The organism is Pseudomonas baetica (genome assembly GCF_002813455.1).
Lineage (GTDB): Bacteria > Pseudomonadota > Gammaproteobacteria > Pseudomonadales > Pseudomonadaceae > Aquipseudomonas > Aquipseudomonas baetica.
On sequence record NZ_PHHE01000001.1, the window covers coordinates 2,056,796 to 2,071,945 of the forward strand.

Genomic DNA, 15,150 nt, shown 5'->3' on the forward strand with positions numbered 1-15,150 from the left:
CTCAACGCTCCCGCAACGCTTCGGATTGATACTGCTGGATGGGGCTGAGCAAGTAGTCGATCACCCGGCGGTCACCGGTGCGGATCTCTGCGGTGACACTCATGCCCGCCTGCAACGCCAGCCATTCCTGACCTACGGCGATGGCGGCACGGTCCAGGCGGATGCGTGCAGGAAACACCAGGCCCAGCTGTTCGTCCTTGATTGCGTCACCAGAGACGTGGCTGACAGTGCCGCGCAAAGTGCCGTAGCGGGTATAGGGAAACGTATCAATCTTGACCTCCACCGGTTGCCCGGCGCGGACAAAACCGACGTCCTTGTTCAGCACCATGACCTCGGCATCCAGCTCGGCACCTTCGGGCACGATCACCAGCAGTTGCTGGGCCGGTTGCACCGCGCCACCGAGGGTGTGCACCGCCAGTTGCTGGACCACTCCGTCGACCGGCGCGAGCAAGGTTTGCAGGCGTTGCCGGTCACGGCCACGAATCAGTTGCTGCTCAAGTACGGCGATGTCCTGATGGGTACTGTTGAGCAGATCGTGCTGCTCGCGCTGGGTCCTGGCGAGGAAGCTGTCGCGTTGTTCGACACGGTTCTGTGCCTCAGCCTTGAGCACCTGGAGTTCGGCGTTTTGCTGGGCCAGCGAGCGCTCGACTTCCAACTGCTCTTTTTCCTGCTCAAGCAATTCGACCTGCGGCATCAGTTGCTCGGCCGCCATCGCCCGCCGGGCGTTCAAGCGTTGGCGAATATTGCTCGCGAGTTTCCCCAGGGCGACAATTTCCACACTGCGTGCGCGCTGATTGGCGTGATTGATACTGATCTCGGCGCGCAGGCTGTCGAGGTTGGCGCTGATCTCGCGCCAAGTGCTCGCCAGCTGCGCTCTAGCCGTCGCCACCTGCTCTGGATTCAAGCCAGCGGGCGGCTGATAACTGTCCAGCGGGTCGTTATTCAATAACGCCTGAGCCCGCGCCCTCTCCAGCAGCTTGAACGCCAACTGGGCCTGCAACTCGCCCAACTCGGCATCGACGCCAATCGGGTTCAGCGCCACCAAAGGCTCGCCGGCTTTGACACGTTGCCCGTCACGCACATGGATCGCGCTGACCTCGCCGGCCTCGTGGGCCTGAATCACCTTGGTATAACTGGAGACCATCAGCCGGCCGGTGCTGCTGGCGTGGATATCGAGAAACCCGAAAATCGCCCAGCCCAATGCCAGCAGGACCGACGCAATCAGCAACAAGGCTGTGGCCCGCGCCCACGGGGCCGGCGGCCGCTCGACGATCTCCAGATAGCCGGGCTGAAACTCATATTCGTCTCTGCTGCGCTTGAGCGCGGCAGGGGCTGCGCGTAATGCTCGCCACGCTTGTCGCAGGGCTGTGAGTGTCGAGCCGGCCATCATGCATCCTCCTTGAGCAGCGCCTGTTGCAAAGCCCAAAGCCGTGCATAACAACCACCGTTGGCGAGTAGTTCGACGTGGCTGCCGGACTCGCTGATTTGCCCCTGTTCCAGCGCGATGATGCGTTGGCAGTGACGCACCGCCGACAGCCTGTGCGCGATGATGATCACCGTGCGGCCCTCGGCGATCCGCGCCATGTTGTCCTGGATCAGGGCTTGAGATTCATCGTCGAGGGCGCTGGTGGCCTCATCGAAAATCAGTAGTCGCGGATCGCCCATCAACGCTCGGGCAATAGCCATGCGCTGACGCTGGCCGCCGGACAGCGAACTGCCCGCCTCGGCCAGCACCGTGTCGTAACCCAGGGGTAATTGCAGGATGAATTCGTGGGCGCCGGCCAGGCGCGCAGCCTCGATGACGTCTTCCAGGCTGGCGGTCGGATGGCGCAGAGCGATGTTTTGCCGCACGCTGCGGTTGAACAGGTAGTTTTCCTGCAACACCACGCCGATCTGGCTGCGTAGCCAACCCGGCTCCAGCTCTTGCAGCGGCTGACCATCGATCAAGATGCGCCCAGCGTCGGGCACATAGAGTTTCTGCAACAAGCGCGTGAGCGTGCTTTTCCCCGAGCCGGAAGGCCCGACGATGCCGAGGGTCTGCCCGGGAGCGATGTGCAGATCCAGATTCTGCAGCACCAGATCGAGGTCGGGGCGATAGCGGAAGGCCAATTGCTCGATACGCACTTCACCACGCAGCGCCTCGACCGGGCGTTGCTGGCCGTCGCTTTGCTCCACCGGCAGGTTGAGCATGTCCCCCAACTTGTCTACCGACACCCGCACCTGGACGAACTGCTGCCAGACATCAATCAGCTTGGCCAGCGGTTGGCTGACGTGGGACAGCATCATGTTGAAGGCGATCAACTGGCCCAGCGTCAGCTCCAGGCCGATCACTTTGTGTGCCCCCCAACAGATCACGGCAACGGCCGTAAGCTTCTGCAACAGCGTCACGCTCTGACTGATCGCGCTGCCCAGCGATTGGCTGGCAAACCCGGCCTCGACCATCTCGGCGGTCTGCGCCTCCCAGCGCCGTTGCATCCGGGGTTCGACCGCGAGGCTCTTGATCGTTTCGCTACTGCTGACGGTTTCATTGAGAAAGGCGGTGTTGCGCGCCGCGCTCTGGAATTGCCGTTCAATACGTTTTTCCAGCGGCCCGGTGCTGGCCCAGGCCAACAGGAAATACAGCGGCAATGTCGCCAAAACCAAAAGCGTCAGCGGCCAGGAGATCCAAGCCATGACCGCGAAGAAAACCAAGGTGAAAGCTACGTCGACACACAGGGTCAGCAAGGAGCCGGTGAGGAACTCACGGATGCTGTCCAGCTCCTGAACCCGGGTGATAATCGCGCCCACCTGCCGTTGCTTGAAATACAGCAGCGGCAAGCCCAGCAGATGACGGAACAGTTTGACCCCCAGGCCAATGTCGATGCGGTTGGCGGTGTGCGCCGACAAGTATTCGCGCAGCCCCTTGAGCAGGACTTCGAACACGCCCACGACCACCAGCGTCACCACCAGTACATCCAGAGTGGCCAGCGCCCGGTGGACCATAACCTTGTCCATCACCGCCTGAAAAAACAACGGTGTGGCCAGCGCCAGTACTTGCAACAGCAAAGAGCACAGCAACACTTCGCCCAGCACCCGCCGATGGTGCAATAGCTCAGGGACAAACCAGGACAGGTCGAAACGCAGTCCGCCCTGGCGCACGCGGATCACTTGCCCGCTCCACTGCGCTGCCAACTGCTCGCGCTCGATCACCTGCGGGGTGTCGGCCGAGGGTGACTGGATCAAGGCCTGGGTCTCGGAGAGTCGGGCCAACACCGCAAACTCACCGGCCTCGTTTCGCCAGGCCAGTGGCAGCATTTTGGGGGACAACTTGCGCAAGGACAGGCGCTCAAGACGCAGGTCAATGTCATTGGCGGTACCGTAGGCTCTAACGGCGGTGCGCAGGTCAGTCTGAAACCGTCCGGCCTCGACATCCGCCTCATTGCGCTGACTCAGCTGCAACAACAGTCGGCAACAGCCGAGTGCCGAGTCCGTCTTGATCGCTTCGGCCTGGCCGGCGACAGGGCGCTCCATGACAGGAGTTTCGGTCACAAAGATCTGCGTCATCGCAGGGCGCTCGATGGCGCGCGGTACGGTGAGGTGTGACGAGCGCTTCGCATAAAACTCGCTTTCCTTGATGGGGCTGGCATAACCCGATCATGTGGCAGCGAATGCAAAATGATAACCAGCGGCCCAGTTGATAACTGTTAAGGAAAAATTGATAACGAGCCTCTGCCAGGTGCATTGTATGCGATCCATGAACCCCACATTTTAAAGGCGGGGCGTATAGTTATCTTGGTATTTGCGGAGTGCAGTTCCACGGCAGCAAGGCTTCGAAGTCCTCTACCGCTGCGGCTTGCGGCAATCGTTCAAGTGCGTGGCGCAGCCACGCATAGGGCTCTTGGCCGTTGGCTTTAGCCGTCTCGACCAAACTGTAAAGTTGAGCACTGGCCGTCGCGCCTTTGGGCGTGTCGCTGAACAGCCAGTTCTTGCGCCCTATTACGAAGGGCCTGATCGCACGCTCTGCTGCGTTGTTGTCGATCGGCAAAGAACCGGCTTCGGTGTAGCGCACTAACTTGTCCCAGTTGCTGGCCAGATAACTGATGGCTTTGCCCAGCGCGTTTTGCGCCGTCACCTGAGGCTGCGTTCTCTCCAGCCAGGCGCGTAACTGCGCCAGGACTGGCAGGCTGTTTTGCTGTCGACCTTCATGGCGATGTTCATCGCCGACTTCTTTTAAATCTCGCTCGATACCGTACAGCTTGTTGATCAGATTCAGGGCTATATCGGCACGCCCGGTTTTGCCCTTGGGTTGCACTTTTTGCGCCTCGACAAACTTGCGTCGCGCATGTGCCCAGCAGCCTAAACGTTCGACACCAGCCTGCGCGCCCAAGGCGTTATAGCCGGCGTAATCGTCGGTCATCAGATAGCCGCGATAACCTTCGAGCAGGCGCGACGGTACCTCTTGCGCTCGGCTGGTCGAGTAATCAAAAAGGATCACTGGCTGATTCGGCGGTCCGCCGGTTTGTACCCACATCCAGGACTGGCTAGTCGGCTCTCGATCAGGCTCTTTCATCACCTGGACACGCGTTTCGTCGCAGTGGATTACGTGACTTTCCAGCAGCCTGTCACGCATCAAGTTGAGCAGCGGTTGCAGGTGTTCGCCGCACTGGATGACCCAACGTGCCAAGGTTTGTCGTGGAATATCGACGCCGTGGCGACCGAGTACTTTTTCGAAGCGATGCAGCGGCAGACCGTCGACGTATTTGGTGGTCAGCAACATCGCCAACACACTGGGACTGGCCATGCTCTTTTCAATCAATTGCGCTGGCTTGTCAGCGGTGACCGGCGCGGTTTCACAGCCACGGCAGGCGTAGACCTTGCGGATATGTTTGATCACGCGGATCTGCATCGGCACGATTTCCAACTGCTCGCTGGTTTCTTCGCCGATGGCGTGCTTGCGGCAGCCGCAAGCACACATCAGCTCGTGCTCGGGCAGTTCGTGGATGACTTCGATACGGGGCAAGTCGGCGGACAGAGGCTTGCGTTTGCCACGGCGTTTGGTCGGAGCGACGACTTCTTCCTCCGCCTCTTCGGCGGCAGGCTCAGCGACACTTTCGGCTTCATTAAAAAGAGCCAATTGCGGGGTCGCTGGGTCGACTGATTGTTCGGATTTACGTCCGAAGAGACGCTGACGTAGCAGCGCATTTTCTTCTTCAAGATGAACAACCTTGGACTGCATCTGAGCAAGTAATTGCTTGAGCGCAGTCAGGTCATCGGGAAGGTTGTCGGGCATGGAAATCATGCCGTGGATTATACCGAATCAGGCGACAAATCGAGGTGTCAAAACCTGATGTGGACGGTTGCGCCACAGATCAAAACCATCGAGCAGCCAGTTCAGCTCCTGGACCGTCAGCACGATGGCTTCGTCGCTGTGATCGGGCGATGTTTTGAAGCGTTCGGATTCAAGGCGTTTGAGCCAAAGGCAAAAGCCGTTGCGTTCCCAATACAAAATCTTCACCCGATTGCGGGGTTTGTTGAGAAAGACGAAAAGCACCGGATCGAACACCGCCACTTTGATATCCAGCTCCACCAGTGCGGCTAGGCCGTCGATGGATTTTCGTAAGTCTACGGGTTTAGGGTAGAGGTACACTTTTTCAACTTTGGCGTCGGGACGCATCATGGCCGCTGGCTTCTGAAAGAGATCGGGAGCACAGCATCAGGCATCAAATCGCGGCTTTGAATGTGGGGTTTGTGGAGCGGTTACTGTATTAGAACACTGTTCCAGCGACGGAAAGAAAGTTGACGCAATGCGTAGCCTGAATCGCATCAACGCCCTGCTCGACGGGCATGAGCAATTGCAATTCAACAAATTTACTAAATCACTTGCCGTCAACAATGATACAGCAACTGAAAAAATAGCATTGATTGCCTGGCAACCAAGTCAGACATGGAGAAAAGAAAAGACATTACTGGCAGCCCAAAGAAGTGGGCTATTTGACAGAATAGCTTAAAAATGAAGGCGCCGAAGACGCCTTCATCCTGAACTATTAAAGCGGCTTGCTGGACTGAATTGCACACCTAAAACTTGTGTCGCTTGAATGATATTTTTGAACTAGCTCTTCTGGCCAGCGACGCACGAGAGGGGCTGCGGATAAAGGGGCTTCCAACGTTGTAGACCCTCTTCTGACCTTTTTTTGGCCAGTTACCGGCCCTTGGGGATCTTCTATGGGAGAAATTTTGTAATAGTCTTCCGAGTACCAGTCATTTACCCAATCAGTGGAATTACCAGCCATACCATATAACCCCAAAGGATTTGGTGCAAAGCGATTCACTGGAAAATTCCCCTCTTCATTTTCAAAAGGGAAATTCTTACCGAAATCAAGACTTCCAGTATCGGTAGGAAACAGGATGTGCTGGCCACGATTGCGGGCCGCGAACTCCCACTGCGCCTCTGTCGGCAAGTCCACTTCGTAACCGCTTAAAGATCCAATCCACGTGCAATAATCTTTTGCCTCCTGCCAGCTTTGAGTTGGCGCTGGAAGATTAGGCAAGTAAAGCTCTTTTAGATCTTCACGTTTTCGATCTTCTCCATCATAAAGAGGTTTACCGTTAGCCACGAAAAAAAGGTCGAAATCCGCCAACGTAGCCTGATACTTTGAGAGATAGTAACTGCTCAACTTCACCGGATGAACAAAATCATCATTGCCTTTGCTACTAATATTACAGAGCTGCTCCGGCTCCTGCCCACAAGGCCAGGTACAAACATCTTTTTCATCGTACTCACAAATCCAGCCAAAGTCGCCCATATCAAACTGGCCACCTTCGACAAACACCATGTTATCGATCGACTGCACAACCGTACTGAGCACCTTATAGCGCAACTCGCTGGAAATGCCCGGGTATTTTGTCTTGATAGTCGTCGCAATCGACGCAACTTTCTCCGGAGTCAGACTCTTGCTGCTCGGCAACGGGCCGGACTCGGCTTCACAACCTACCAGCAGCATGATGAAAGGAAGGACGAGTAAAGACTGACGTAACACGAGCAATATCCTTATAAGATGCGTCAAAGAGTAACCTTACCATCCCGTGCCAAGACTACAATGGACTTGCCCCTACAAAACCGGACACCAACTCCCCGTTAAATTGATGCCACTGCCAAGCGCCTGAACTCCCTCGGTGAGCGATAGTTCAAGGCGCTGTGCGGATGCTGCTCGTTGTAGTGTTCGAAGGCAATCGCCAGGTTACGCAGCGCCGTTTCCCGATCCGGCTTGGGCATGTGCGCCACGTAGTCACGCTTGATCGTCTTCACGAAGCTCTCGGCCATGCCATTACTCTGCGGGCTACGCACTGGTGTGGTCACCGGCTGCAAGCCGATCTGCCGAGCAAACAGGCGCGTCTGTTCGGCGGTGTAGGCCGAACCGTTATCGCTGAGCCACTGCACCGGCGTTGCAGGCAGTTGATCACCGAAGCGCTTCTCCACACTTTCCAGCATCAAGTCGCGGATATCATCGCCGCTGTACCCGGTCGGGCTCGCGACCCAGCCGATGGCTTCGCGATCACAGCAGTCCAGGGCGAAGGTCACGCTCAGTTTAGCGCCGTCCTCACAACGGAACTCAAAGCCGTCCGAGCACCAACGCGTATCGCTGGTTTGCACCGCAATACGGCCTTCGTGCCGACGCGGCACGCCGGGTTGTTTGATCCGGCGCTCAAGCAGCAGGTTGTGATCACGCATCACCCGGTAAACCCGCTTCACGTTGATCGCAGGTAGCAGCTGGGTTTCACGGGCGCGACGCAGCAATCCCCAGACTCGACGGTAGCCATAGCTGGGCAGCTCGCTGACCTGTTGCTGGATTTCGGCCACCAACTCAGCGTCGTTCACAGGCCTGCTTCGCCGTGTCTTGGGCGATACCGATTGCTTGATTCGAACCGTTAATTGCGAGCGCGCCACACCGAGACATTCGCTGACCAGCTTCACTGGTCGTCCCCCGGCAACAAGGGTGAGTGCGCAATCCATTTTCGCGACCGGGCGATCTCCACGGCTTCTTTTAGGATTTCCGCTTCCATCGTTTTCTTGCCCAGCATCCGTTGCAGTTCACGGATCTGCTTGAGCGCATCGCTCAGCTCGGAGGCCGGCACCACGGCTTCGCCAGCACTGACCGCCGATAGACTGCCGTCCTGGTACAGCTTGCGCCACAGGAACAACTGGTTGGCATTGATGCCGTTGCGCCGAGCCACGACCGAAACGCTTTGTCCTGGTTCAAGGCTCTCTCGAACCATGGCCAGCTTTTGCTCTGGGCTCCAGCGGCGCCGCCGCTCCTGGCCCAAAAGCTCACCACTCTTATCGTTGCTATTAGTCATAAACATAACCGTTTGCCTATCCCTTATCGTAAGGGGGAAACGGTGTCCTGTCTTTCATGGGGCTCGTTCATACAAAACCCTCGACCATTCACCGCAGCGACTTCCAACTGGCTGAAGGCAAAAGCGATCAGCCGTTGCTGGTCAGCGGCCATTTCCTCGCGCTGACGCAACACCCGAAAGCCAAATGGAACGACCTTTGGCTGCTCACCGAAGTCCTCCACGAAGGCAAACAGCCGCAAGTGCTGGAAGAGTCGGTGACCAGCGACACCACCGCGCTCAAAGACGATTTCCACCAGGGTTACCGCAACCGCTTCCAGGCCACCCCGTGGGACGTGCCCAACCGCCCGCCGCTGCGCCATCCAAAACCGCGCATCCTCGGCAGCCAGAGCGCCGTGGTCACCGGCCCGAAAGGCGAAGAAATCCACTGCGACCAATACGGCCGCGTCAAAGTCCAGTTCCACTGGGACCGCGAAGGCCAGGCCGACGACAAAACCAGTTGCTGGCTCCGCGTCTCCAGCGCCTGGGCCGGCGCCCAGTACGGCGGCATCGCCATCCCGCGCATCGGCATGGAAGTGCTCGTCACCTTCCTTGAAGGCGACCCCGATCAACCGCTGATCAGCGGCTGCCTGTACCACAAGGAAAACACCGTCCCGTACGCCTTGCCGGCGAACAAGACCCGCAGCACCTTCAAGACCCTGAGCTCGATGGGTGGCGGCGGTTACAACGAACTGCGCATCGAAGACAAGAAAGGTCAGGAGCAGATTTATCTGCACGCCCAGCGCGACTGGGACGAGAACGTCGAACACGACCAGAAGATCCGCGTCGGCAACGAACGCCACGACACCGTCGAAAAGAACAGCTACAGCGAATTCAAGGCCGAAGAACACCACACGGTTTATGCCGATCGCAAAGTCGAAGCGCGGGCGAATGATCACCTGACCGTGGGCGTGAATCAGCACATCAAGATTGGGACTGGGCAGTTCATTGATGCCGGCCAGGAAATCCACCTCAGCAGCGGCATGAAAGTCGTGCTTGAAGCGGGGGCGGAACTGACGCTAGTCGGCGGTGGGAGTTTCATCAAGATCGATGCCGGCGGCGTGACCATGAGCGGGCCAGTGATCAACATGAACTCCGGCGGTGGACCGGGTAGCGGCACGGGCGCTGCGCCTTTGTTGCCGGGGCCGTTGAAGCAGGCGGATGCGGATAAGGCTGGGCAATTGCTGGTGCCGGCCCAGCGGCAGGCGTTGATGCAGAAGAAGCCGATTTGTGCGGTGTGTGAAGCCGCCAAACTGGCCGCACAGAAGGGTGCAAAATAAATGATCGAGTTACCGCCACTTCCTAATGACCTTCCGTGGAACGTACCAGCCTATCTGCTGCTGGATGGCGTCAGTGTTCCCAACCTCGCGCAGCAATTGTTTCAGTGGGACAACCAAGCCTACAGCCTGTACCAGTCCACTCGCTGGCAGGAGCTGGCAGATATCTCGCCATATTTGATTGCTCTCAAAGGCGCCAACGATCCGCTATTGGCGTACTTCACAGAGCATGCATCCGAGGAGTGGGGTTATCTGCTTTTCAGCGACGTCGATGCGCATGCGTTATGGGACCATTGGCGCCACTTGCTAAGCGTGGAACATCCGAGCGGCGTGGAAGTCATGCCACGCATTGCGGATTCGGCGGTCATGCATCAGCTATTTGGGCTGGCCGAAAAAAACAGCAGCGCGCGCTGGTTCGGCCCGGTCAGCCATGTCTGCCTGCCGGACGGAGTAGCAATCAACTGGCAGCAACACACGCGCCCGCAACCCGCCATTGCTGAACCCGAGACCTACCGTTTAACGGATCAAGAACTCACCGCGCTGGGCGAAGTCGAGTTTCGTAATTTCGTCTCAGGTCTCGCTGAACACTTGCACACCTACTTTGCGGACTTCATGGCAACTTTTGCACCTGAAGATCGACGCCCGTATGCGCAAGCACTCGCGGATGATGCTTATCAAAAGGGTTTCGCCTCCGAACAGGAAATCACCCTCTACGCGAACGTTTACGGTTACCTGGCCGGTGAGCCACTCACTGATCATCCCGACATCGTTCAGCTACTGACGCAATCGTCACTTGAAGCACCATTGAAACGCGTGGAACGCGCTGCAGAACTGGCCGAACGCCGTGCCGCCGATCGACAAGGAAGCCTATCGTGACCACTCATCAAACACCAAAACCCAGTGCCAACACTGCCGCGATGGCCAAGCCGTCCAAGGACACTCGCGTGCCGATGGGCGTATGCCCGCTGATGAACAAGAAGGTGCAGCTGCTGCCACTGCGCTACGGCCTGGTTCAGCACCTTGACCCGGCTTCCGAGCTGTCGATGCCGTACAAAACCAAGAGCCAGCCGCTGGGCATTCGCTTGCTGCGCGACGGTTATCTGTACATCGTCAATGGCACCACCGGTTACCTGCACGAATACCGCATCGAGAAAGGCCAGATCGCCAAACTGCTGTGGAACAGTCAGGAAGTGTCGGGCGACACCCGAACCAGTTCTGTCGGTGAACCGCATCTGGTATTCACGCGCCAACACACCTTGTACGCCAGCTATTCCGAGATTCAGTGGACGGCCTTCAAATGCTCGCAGGTGCTCAAGTCCAAGGATGAACGCAAGCGCTTGATGCAGCAGCTCGAACTGGCAAGCGCCTGCCCGGAAAAGGGTGGCGAGCATTTGTTGAGCAAGCAGCAGGCGGAGAGTTGGCTGGCGGAGGTGAAGGAAGATCAATCTCGATCCGACGCCAAACCAGAGGGTTCGAATCCACAGGAAAGCGTGGCCTATCACTGGGAGGATCAACCACTATTCAAGCAAACCGCTATCGAAAGTCTGACCAGCAACCTGCAAGGCCCGTACAAGGATGATTACCTGTTTCTGGTGCTGCGTGACGACATTGGTGTGATGCGTGATCTGGCCAGTGCGCAGTTGAAAGTGGCGGACTGGATTGAGCAATGGAGCTCAGATGACCAGTGCCAGGCGCAGTACCTCACCGGTTCATATATCCAGTCCTTGTACGACGTCAACAGTTCGCGCCTTGAGGCGCTGAGTCAATCCGACCCAGCGATCAAGGCCTTAAAGGATGAGACCAACGAAGAACAACAATCGAAGATCTACGAGTTTCTGAAAGTACGTCGCGATCACAAGTATCCGGGCCCGTTCGGTACAGAAGAACATTGGCGAAGAGCCGCGAAAGTCAACGTCTACGCCCGCGCCTACGTGGATATGACGGACTCTCTTGGGCAAGAGCTTCATCGCAAGCATTACGAAACGATCAACAAACTCAGCTTGCAGAGTTGGCAGACACTGCACGGTAAAGAACTTGGCCAGCGTGGCATTGACGACCTGATCAACAGGCCTGAAATGGAAGCCTTTGTCATAAAGCAGCAAATGCTGCTCAGTCACTGGCACACCCGCCTGAACAACATACGGGAAGACCGGTTGAATATGTTCACGAGCGGTTACTTCCACCGTGCGGCCTGGTACTACGACTTTAATCTCGATGCGCAGATCAAACATCGTCTGGAGACCGAGTTTGTCTGCGTGGCCGCGATGTGCGCCGATCCAGCGGCCATTGCGAAAATGGCCGCCTACATGGAAGCCAACCTGCTCATAACGGTTCCGGGGCTCGACACCCTCACCCTTGCCTCACAAGTCGATCTCTCAAAAAAACTGGCGGACTTGAGCAGTTTCACTATCAACGTGATCTCGGCCAAGGAAAACCTCGCCAACATCAATGTGCTGACCAACCAGTTCCACAGCCTGATGACCGAGCACCTGCCCAACTTCACCAAACTGGACACGCAGTTCAAGGGCATGCAAAGCATGCTGGACGGAGCCTATAACCCGGCCCGTGAGATGCAACTTGCCGATGAACTGGACAAGACAAGTTCAGCATTCAGCCGCGGACAAAACATCGACCCCAACCGCTATATCCGCAAAATCGGCGCACCGGCACGCTTGCAAATGTTGCGTGAATTTTCCCGTCGGGGGCTGACGCTACGCGTAGCCACATCGGCGGAGCTCGCGGCATTCACTCAGGCTCGAGAACAGGCGCTGAACTTGCGCAGCCAATTAAAGGATACTTACAAACAGCGCAATCGGGAGTTGGCCCGACAAGCTGCCGACTCTGCGGCGCCCAACACTGCAAAGCTTCTAAACCAACGCATCGAGCAACTGAAAAAAGCGTTGATACCGCTAGAAGAAAAGCTGAGTGACGCCTTGACTGTCGGCGGCGATGGTCCTGCGAAAATCGGCACAGCGATAGAGGGTCTGGACCCGCAGTTACGTGCGGAGATGGGCCGAACTGTGCGTGATTTCAGGGCAACAGGAACACTCAACAAACCGCTGGAGGGAGTCCTTAAATCCAAAGGAGACGGAATCGCGTTTGTATTGTTTGTGATTCAAGGGCAAAAGTTTATTGAAGCGATGACGTCAATGAATGCGAAAAGCACCGCTACTCTAGCTGACAAGCTCGCAGCGTTTGAGGCATTCGTGGGGATGTCAGCGGCGGGTTTCGCGTCTGTTCAAGGTTTATCTGTAACAGTATTTCAGGCTCATATCGAACAAATGGAGAGTGCTGCCGGGAAGCTCAACACAATGAGCCGTTTAGGTCGCTGGACCAGCATTGCGGGATTGGGGGCATATGCGTTTGGCCTCGCGGCGGCAGCAATTGACTTGGGCAAACACTCACTGCAATGGGGCAAAGCTTTGGCGCAGGGCGACTACAAAAGCCTGGGAGCCACTACATTGCAAATTACCGGTGATGGAATACTGGTCGGTACCAATACGTGGGCAGCTAAACACACGACTGCCATAGCCACTAACATCGTGAAAGCTCCAGCAGGGCTACGCGCACTGGCGTGGGCTGAGGCCAGCCCACGTATTTTGGCGATCAGCGTACGCGCCAATCTAATCGGATTGATCGCTACCGCGCTGCAACTGGTGGGCGAGAGCCTTTACAATTACTTCAATCTGGATGATTTACAAAAATGGATGGAAAGCAGTGTCTGGGGTCTCAAGACCAAAAATCGTAACGTTCAGGACGAGTGGAATGAACTGGCGAAAGTCGTGCAGAAACCAACGTGTGAGTTGGTCCGCCCACAACCCCGGCAGACCTATCTGAAGGTGATATTGCCGGGCGTCTGCACCCAGGAAATGGATAACCGTAAATTGCGACTACAGGTTTACGAACAATACCGTGAAACCAAAAACAGACATCTTGGCCCCGGACCATTTCCTCTGATCTGGAAAGAAGCTACCGCCGTTTGGGTCACTCGTTTCATTGTGGCGAGCAAAGGACAAGAAGCATTGACACTCCATTTGCCCATCAGCGAATTGTTGCAAACCAAGGACTTTGCCTTGGCTTTGAACATCGGTTACCAATTGGAGACCGAACGCGACATCATGCATCAGACCATTTTCAGGAATAGCGACTGGCACATTACTGGTGCGCCTTACAGGCAAGACCCGACGCCGGGCACGTTTAAAGTCGATTCTGTTGACACAATGCCGACTGGAACAGGCAAAACTCAGTTCATATTTTTAAGGAAAGAAGACATGGCGACTGTCGATGTTTAAGGCACTATTCAAGCGTAAAAATCGTCATGATGCAGCCGAGTCTGAACCGGACATCCGCAGCCGGAGACCTTGCGCCGGGGAAATCCGCGTCAGCAGTTTGAGCGAGACCCTGTTCCTGTCGCCTTTACCTGTTTACACCGGTCAGCCTCAGTCATCACGCCGTAATTTTTCGGAGATGAACGACACCTATCTAGAGTTGGGTGGCAACAATTGGGGGATGGTAGAGCAAGGAAAAATACTCGCAGCGGGAATCTGGATGATCCTGGGGACGGCATTCGTCGTCCCTGTACTTATTTCAACTTGGCTCGTAGTTTTCCAGCCTCCCGGCATTGAGCGGAGTTTTTTTGACACACTCAGAGGTATCTTGCCGGTCTTCGCGACGGGGTCGCTTCTTCTGTTTCTTCCGATAGGCGCGTACTTATACGGAATGCTCTCCGACGTATTCAAAGGAACAAAAACCTACCCTGTTCGTTTCAATCGTCAACGCCGCGAAGTCTGCTACGTCGACAGTAAAACCCATCGTGTATTGATCACTCCTTGGGAACGCGTCGTCGCCTGGGTCTCCAACACGCAAGGCATCACCAGCTACGGAGCCACCCGGCAGTACACTTTTGGTATGGGTCTGGAAGATGACGAACAGGACAAAGTGCAATTTCTGCTGCTGCAACAGGCCAGTGATGCACACGCCTTGGGAATGTGGGCATCCATTCGCAATTACATGGAAGACGGTCAATTGGTCGATGTTCCAAACCCCATGTTTAAAGCACTGGGCTTGATTCCCACCGGAGATCGGCTCAAGCCGTACGAAGGGCTGCACACTTTTGAAATCGAACGCGAAGACGCGCGCGCGATGGGTTCGCTGGACGAGGGCGGCGACGAACTAACGCCCGAGCAGCGAGAGCACTATGGTTACTCGAAAAAATCCTATTGGCCACTGCGTCGTTGGTACATGTGGCGCGTGCTGAGTTTCTGGAAAATGCCTTACATACTCGCCGAATGGGCGCATCGCAAGGGCAGGCCTACACTTCCGGAACAAGTGCAAACATGGTCTCAGCCGTTGCCACCTGAGCAATGGGCCAAGCCCAGCGCTGCATTGGTAAAAGCCAATCAAATGGTCAAGACCGCAATGGACAAGAAAGGCGTGACGTTTGTCGAAGCTTGTAAAGCGGCGGGTTTGCATTGATGAACAGCGAGCAAACAGGTTTTTCTGC

At 56.5% G+C, this 15,150-nt stretch carries 10 protein-coding genes and 1 pseudogene; 5 read left to right on the forward strand and 6 right to left on the reverse strand.

What is annotated here, in order from left to right; translation table 11 throughout:
* Nucleotide 1: 1 nt before the first annotated feature.
* The 4 genes from ATI02_RS09395 to tnpB all read right to left on the reverse strand — a co-directional run bounded on the left by ATI02_RS09395 (nucleotide 2) and on the right by tnpB (nucleotide 5,656).
* Nucleotides 2-1,390 (reverse strand): HlyD family type I secretion periplasmic adaptor subunit, encoded by a 1,389-nt coding sequence (locus ATI02_RS09395; RefSeq protein WP_100846122.1) that lies wholly within the window; start codon nucleotides 1,388-1,390, stop codon nucleotides 2-4.
* Nucleotides 1,387-3,510, reverse strand: coding sequence for a peptidase domain-containing ABC transporter (locus tag ATI02_RS09400; protein WP_100848449.1), 2,124 nt, complete (start codon nucleotides 3,508-3,510; stop codon nucleotides 1,387-1,389). Before ATI02_RS09400 ends, ATI02_RS09395 begins: the two co-directional genes overlap by 4 nt.
* Before the next feature lie 256 nt (nucleotides 3,511-3,766).
* Nucleotides 3,767-5,278, reverse strand: coding sequence for an IS66 family transposase (tnpC, locus tag ATI02_RS09405; RefSeq protein WP_100845498.1), 1,512 nt, complete (start codon nucleotides 5,276-5,278; stop codon nucleotides 3,767-3,769).
* Between the two features lie 18 nt (nucleotides 5,279-5,296).
* Nucleotides 5,297-5,656, reverse strand: a complete 360-nt coding sequence (tnpB, locus tag ATI02_RS09410; RefSeq protein WP_244196544.1) for an IS66 family insertion sequence element accessory protein TnpB — start codon at nucleotides 5,654-5,656, stop codon at nucleotides 5,297-5,299.
* A 127-nt stretch (nucleotides 5,657-5,783) separates the two neighbouring features.
* Between tnpB and ATI02_RS31990 the strand changes: the two genes are divergently transcribed.
* Nucleotides 5,784-5,987, forward strand: a complete 204-nt coding sequence (locus tag ATI02_RS31990; protein WP_146166059.1) for a hypothetical protein — start codon at nucleotides 5,784-5,786, stop codon at nucleotides 5,985-5,987.
* A gap of 36 nt (nucleotides 5,988-6,023) precedes the next feature.
* Here the strand turns inward: ATI02_RS31990 and ATI02_RS09415 are convergent, their stop codons facing one another.
* Together ATI02_RS09415 and ATI02_RS09420 are read right to left on the reverse strand one after the other, a co-directional pair.
* Entirely contained in the window at nucleotides 6,024-7,016 is a 993-nt protein-coding gene (locus ATI02_RS09415) for a formylglycine-generating enzyme family protein (protein WP_238156171.1), read from the reverse strand.
* Between the two features lie 98 nt (nucleotides 7,017-7,114).
* A protein-coding gene (locus ATI02_RS09420) for an IS3 family transposase (protein ID WP_372241875.1) occupies nucleotides 7,115-8,334 on the reverse strand; the annotation gives its coding sequence in 2 pieces (ribosomal slippage) (nucleotides 7,115-7,989 and nucleotides 7,989-8,334; 1,221 coding nt in all).
* Between the two features lie 92 nt (nucleotides 8,335-8,426).
* On the opposite strand from ATI02_RS09420, the pseudogene tssI reads away from it, so the two are divergent.
* The 4 genes and pseudogenes from tssI to ATI02_RS09440 form a co-directional block, all read left to right on the forward strand.
* A pseudogene (gene tssI, locus ATI02_RS09425) lies at nucleotides 8,427-9,650 on the forward strand (type VI secretion system tip protein TssI/VgrG); the annotation flags it as partial.
* Nucleotides 9,651-10,523, forward strand: a complete 873-nt coding sequence (locus ATI02_RS09430) for a DUF4123 domain-containing protein (protein ID WP_100846124.1) — start codon at nucleotides 9,651-9,653, stop codon at nucleotides 10,521-10,523. It begins immediately after the preceding pseudogene.
* Nucleotides 10,520-13,939, forward strand: a complete 3,420-nt coding sequence (locus tag ATI02_RS09435; protein ID WP_100846125.1) for a toxin VasX — start codon at nucleotides 10,520-10,522, stop codon at nucleotides 13,937-13,939. The genes ATI02_RS09430 and ATI02_RS09435 overlap by 4 nt, the downstream gene beginning before the upstream one ends.
* A complete protein-coding gene (locus tag ATI02_RS09440) occupies nucleotides 13,932-15,122 on the forward strand; it encodes a DUF6708 domain-containing protein (RefSeq protein WP_238156184.1) in 1,191 nt (396 codons plus the stop codon). The genes ATI02_RS09435 and ATI02_RS09440 overlap by 8 nt, the downstream gene beginning before the upstream one ends.
* The last annotated feature ends 28 nt before the right edge of the window (nucleotides 15,123-15,150 follow it).

Coding starts and splice junctions, on each gene's coding strand:
- ATI02_RS31990 (WP_146166059.1), top strand. CDS start 5,784: ATGCGTAGCCTGAATCGCATCAACGCCCTGCTCGACGGGCATGAGCAA.
- ATI02_RS09400 (WP_100848449.1), bottom strand. CDS start 3,510: ATGGAGCGCCCTGTCGCCGGCCAGGCCGAAGCGATCAAGACGGACTCG.
- ATI02_RS09440 (WP_238156184.1), top strand. CDS start 13,932: ATGTTTAAGGCACTATTCAAGCGTAAAAATCGTCATGATGCAGCCGAG.
- tnpC (WP_100845498.1), bottom strand. CDS start 5,278: ATGATTTCCATGCCCGACAACCTTCCCGATGACCTGACTGCGCTCAAG.
- ATI02_RS09395 (WP_100846122.1), bottom strand. CDS start 1,390: ATGATGGCCGGCTCGACACTCACAGCCCTGCGACAAGCGTGGCGAGCA.
- ATI02_RS09430 (WP_100846124.1), top strand. CDS start 9,651: ATGATCGAGTTACCGCCACTTCCTAATGACCTTCCGTGGAACGTACCA.
- tnpB (WP_244196544.1), bottom strand. CDS start 5,656: ATGATGCGTCCCGACGCCAAAGTTGAAAAAGTGTACCTCTACCCTAAA.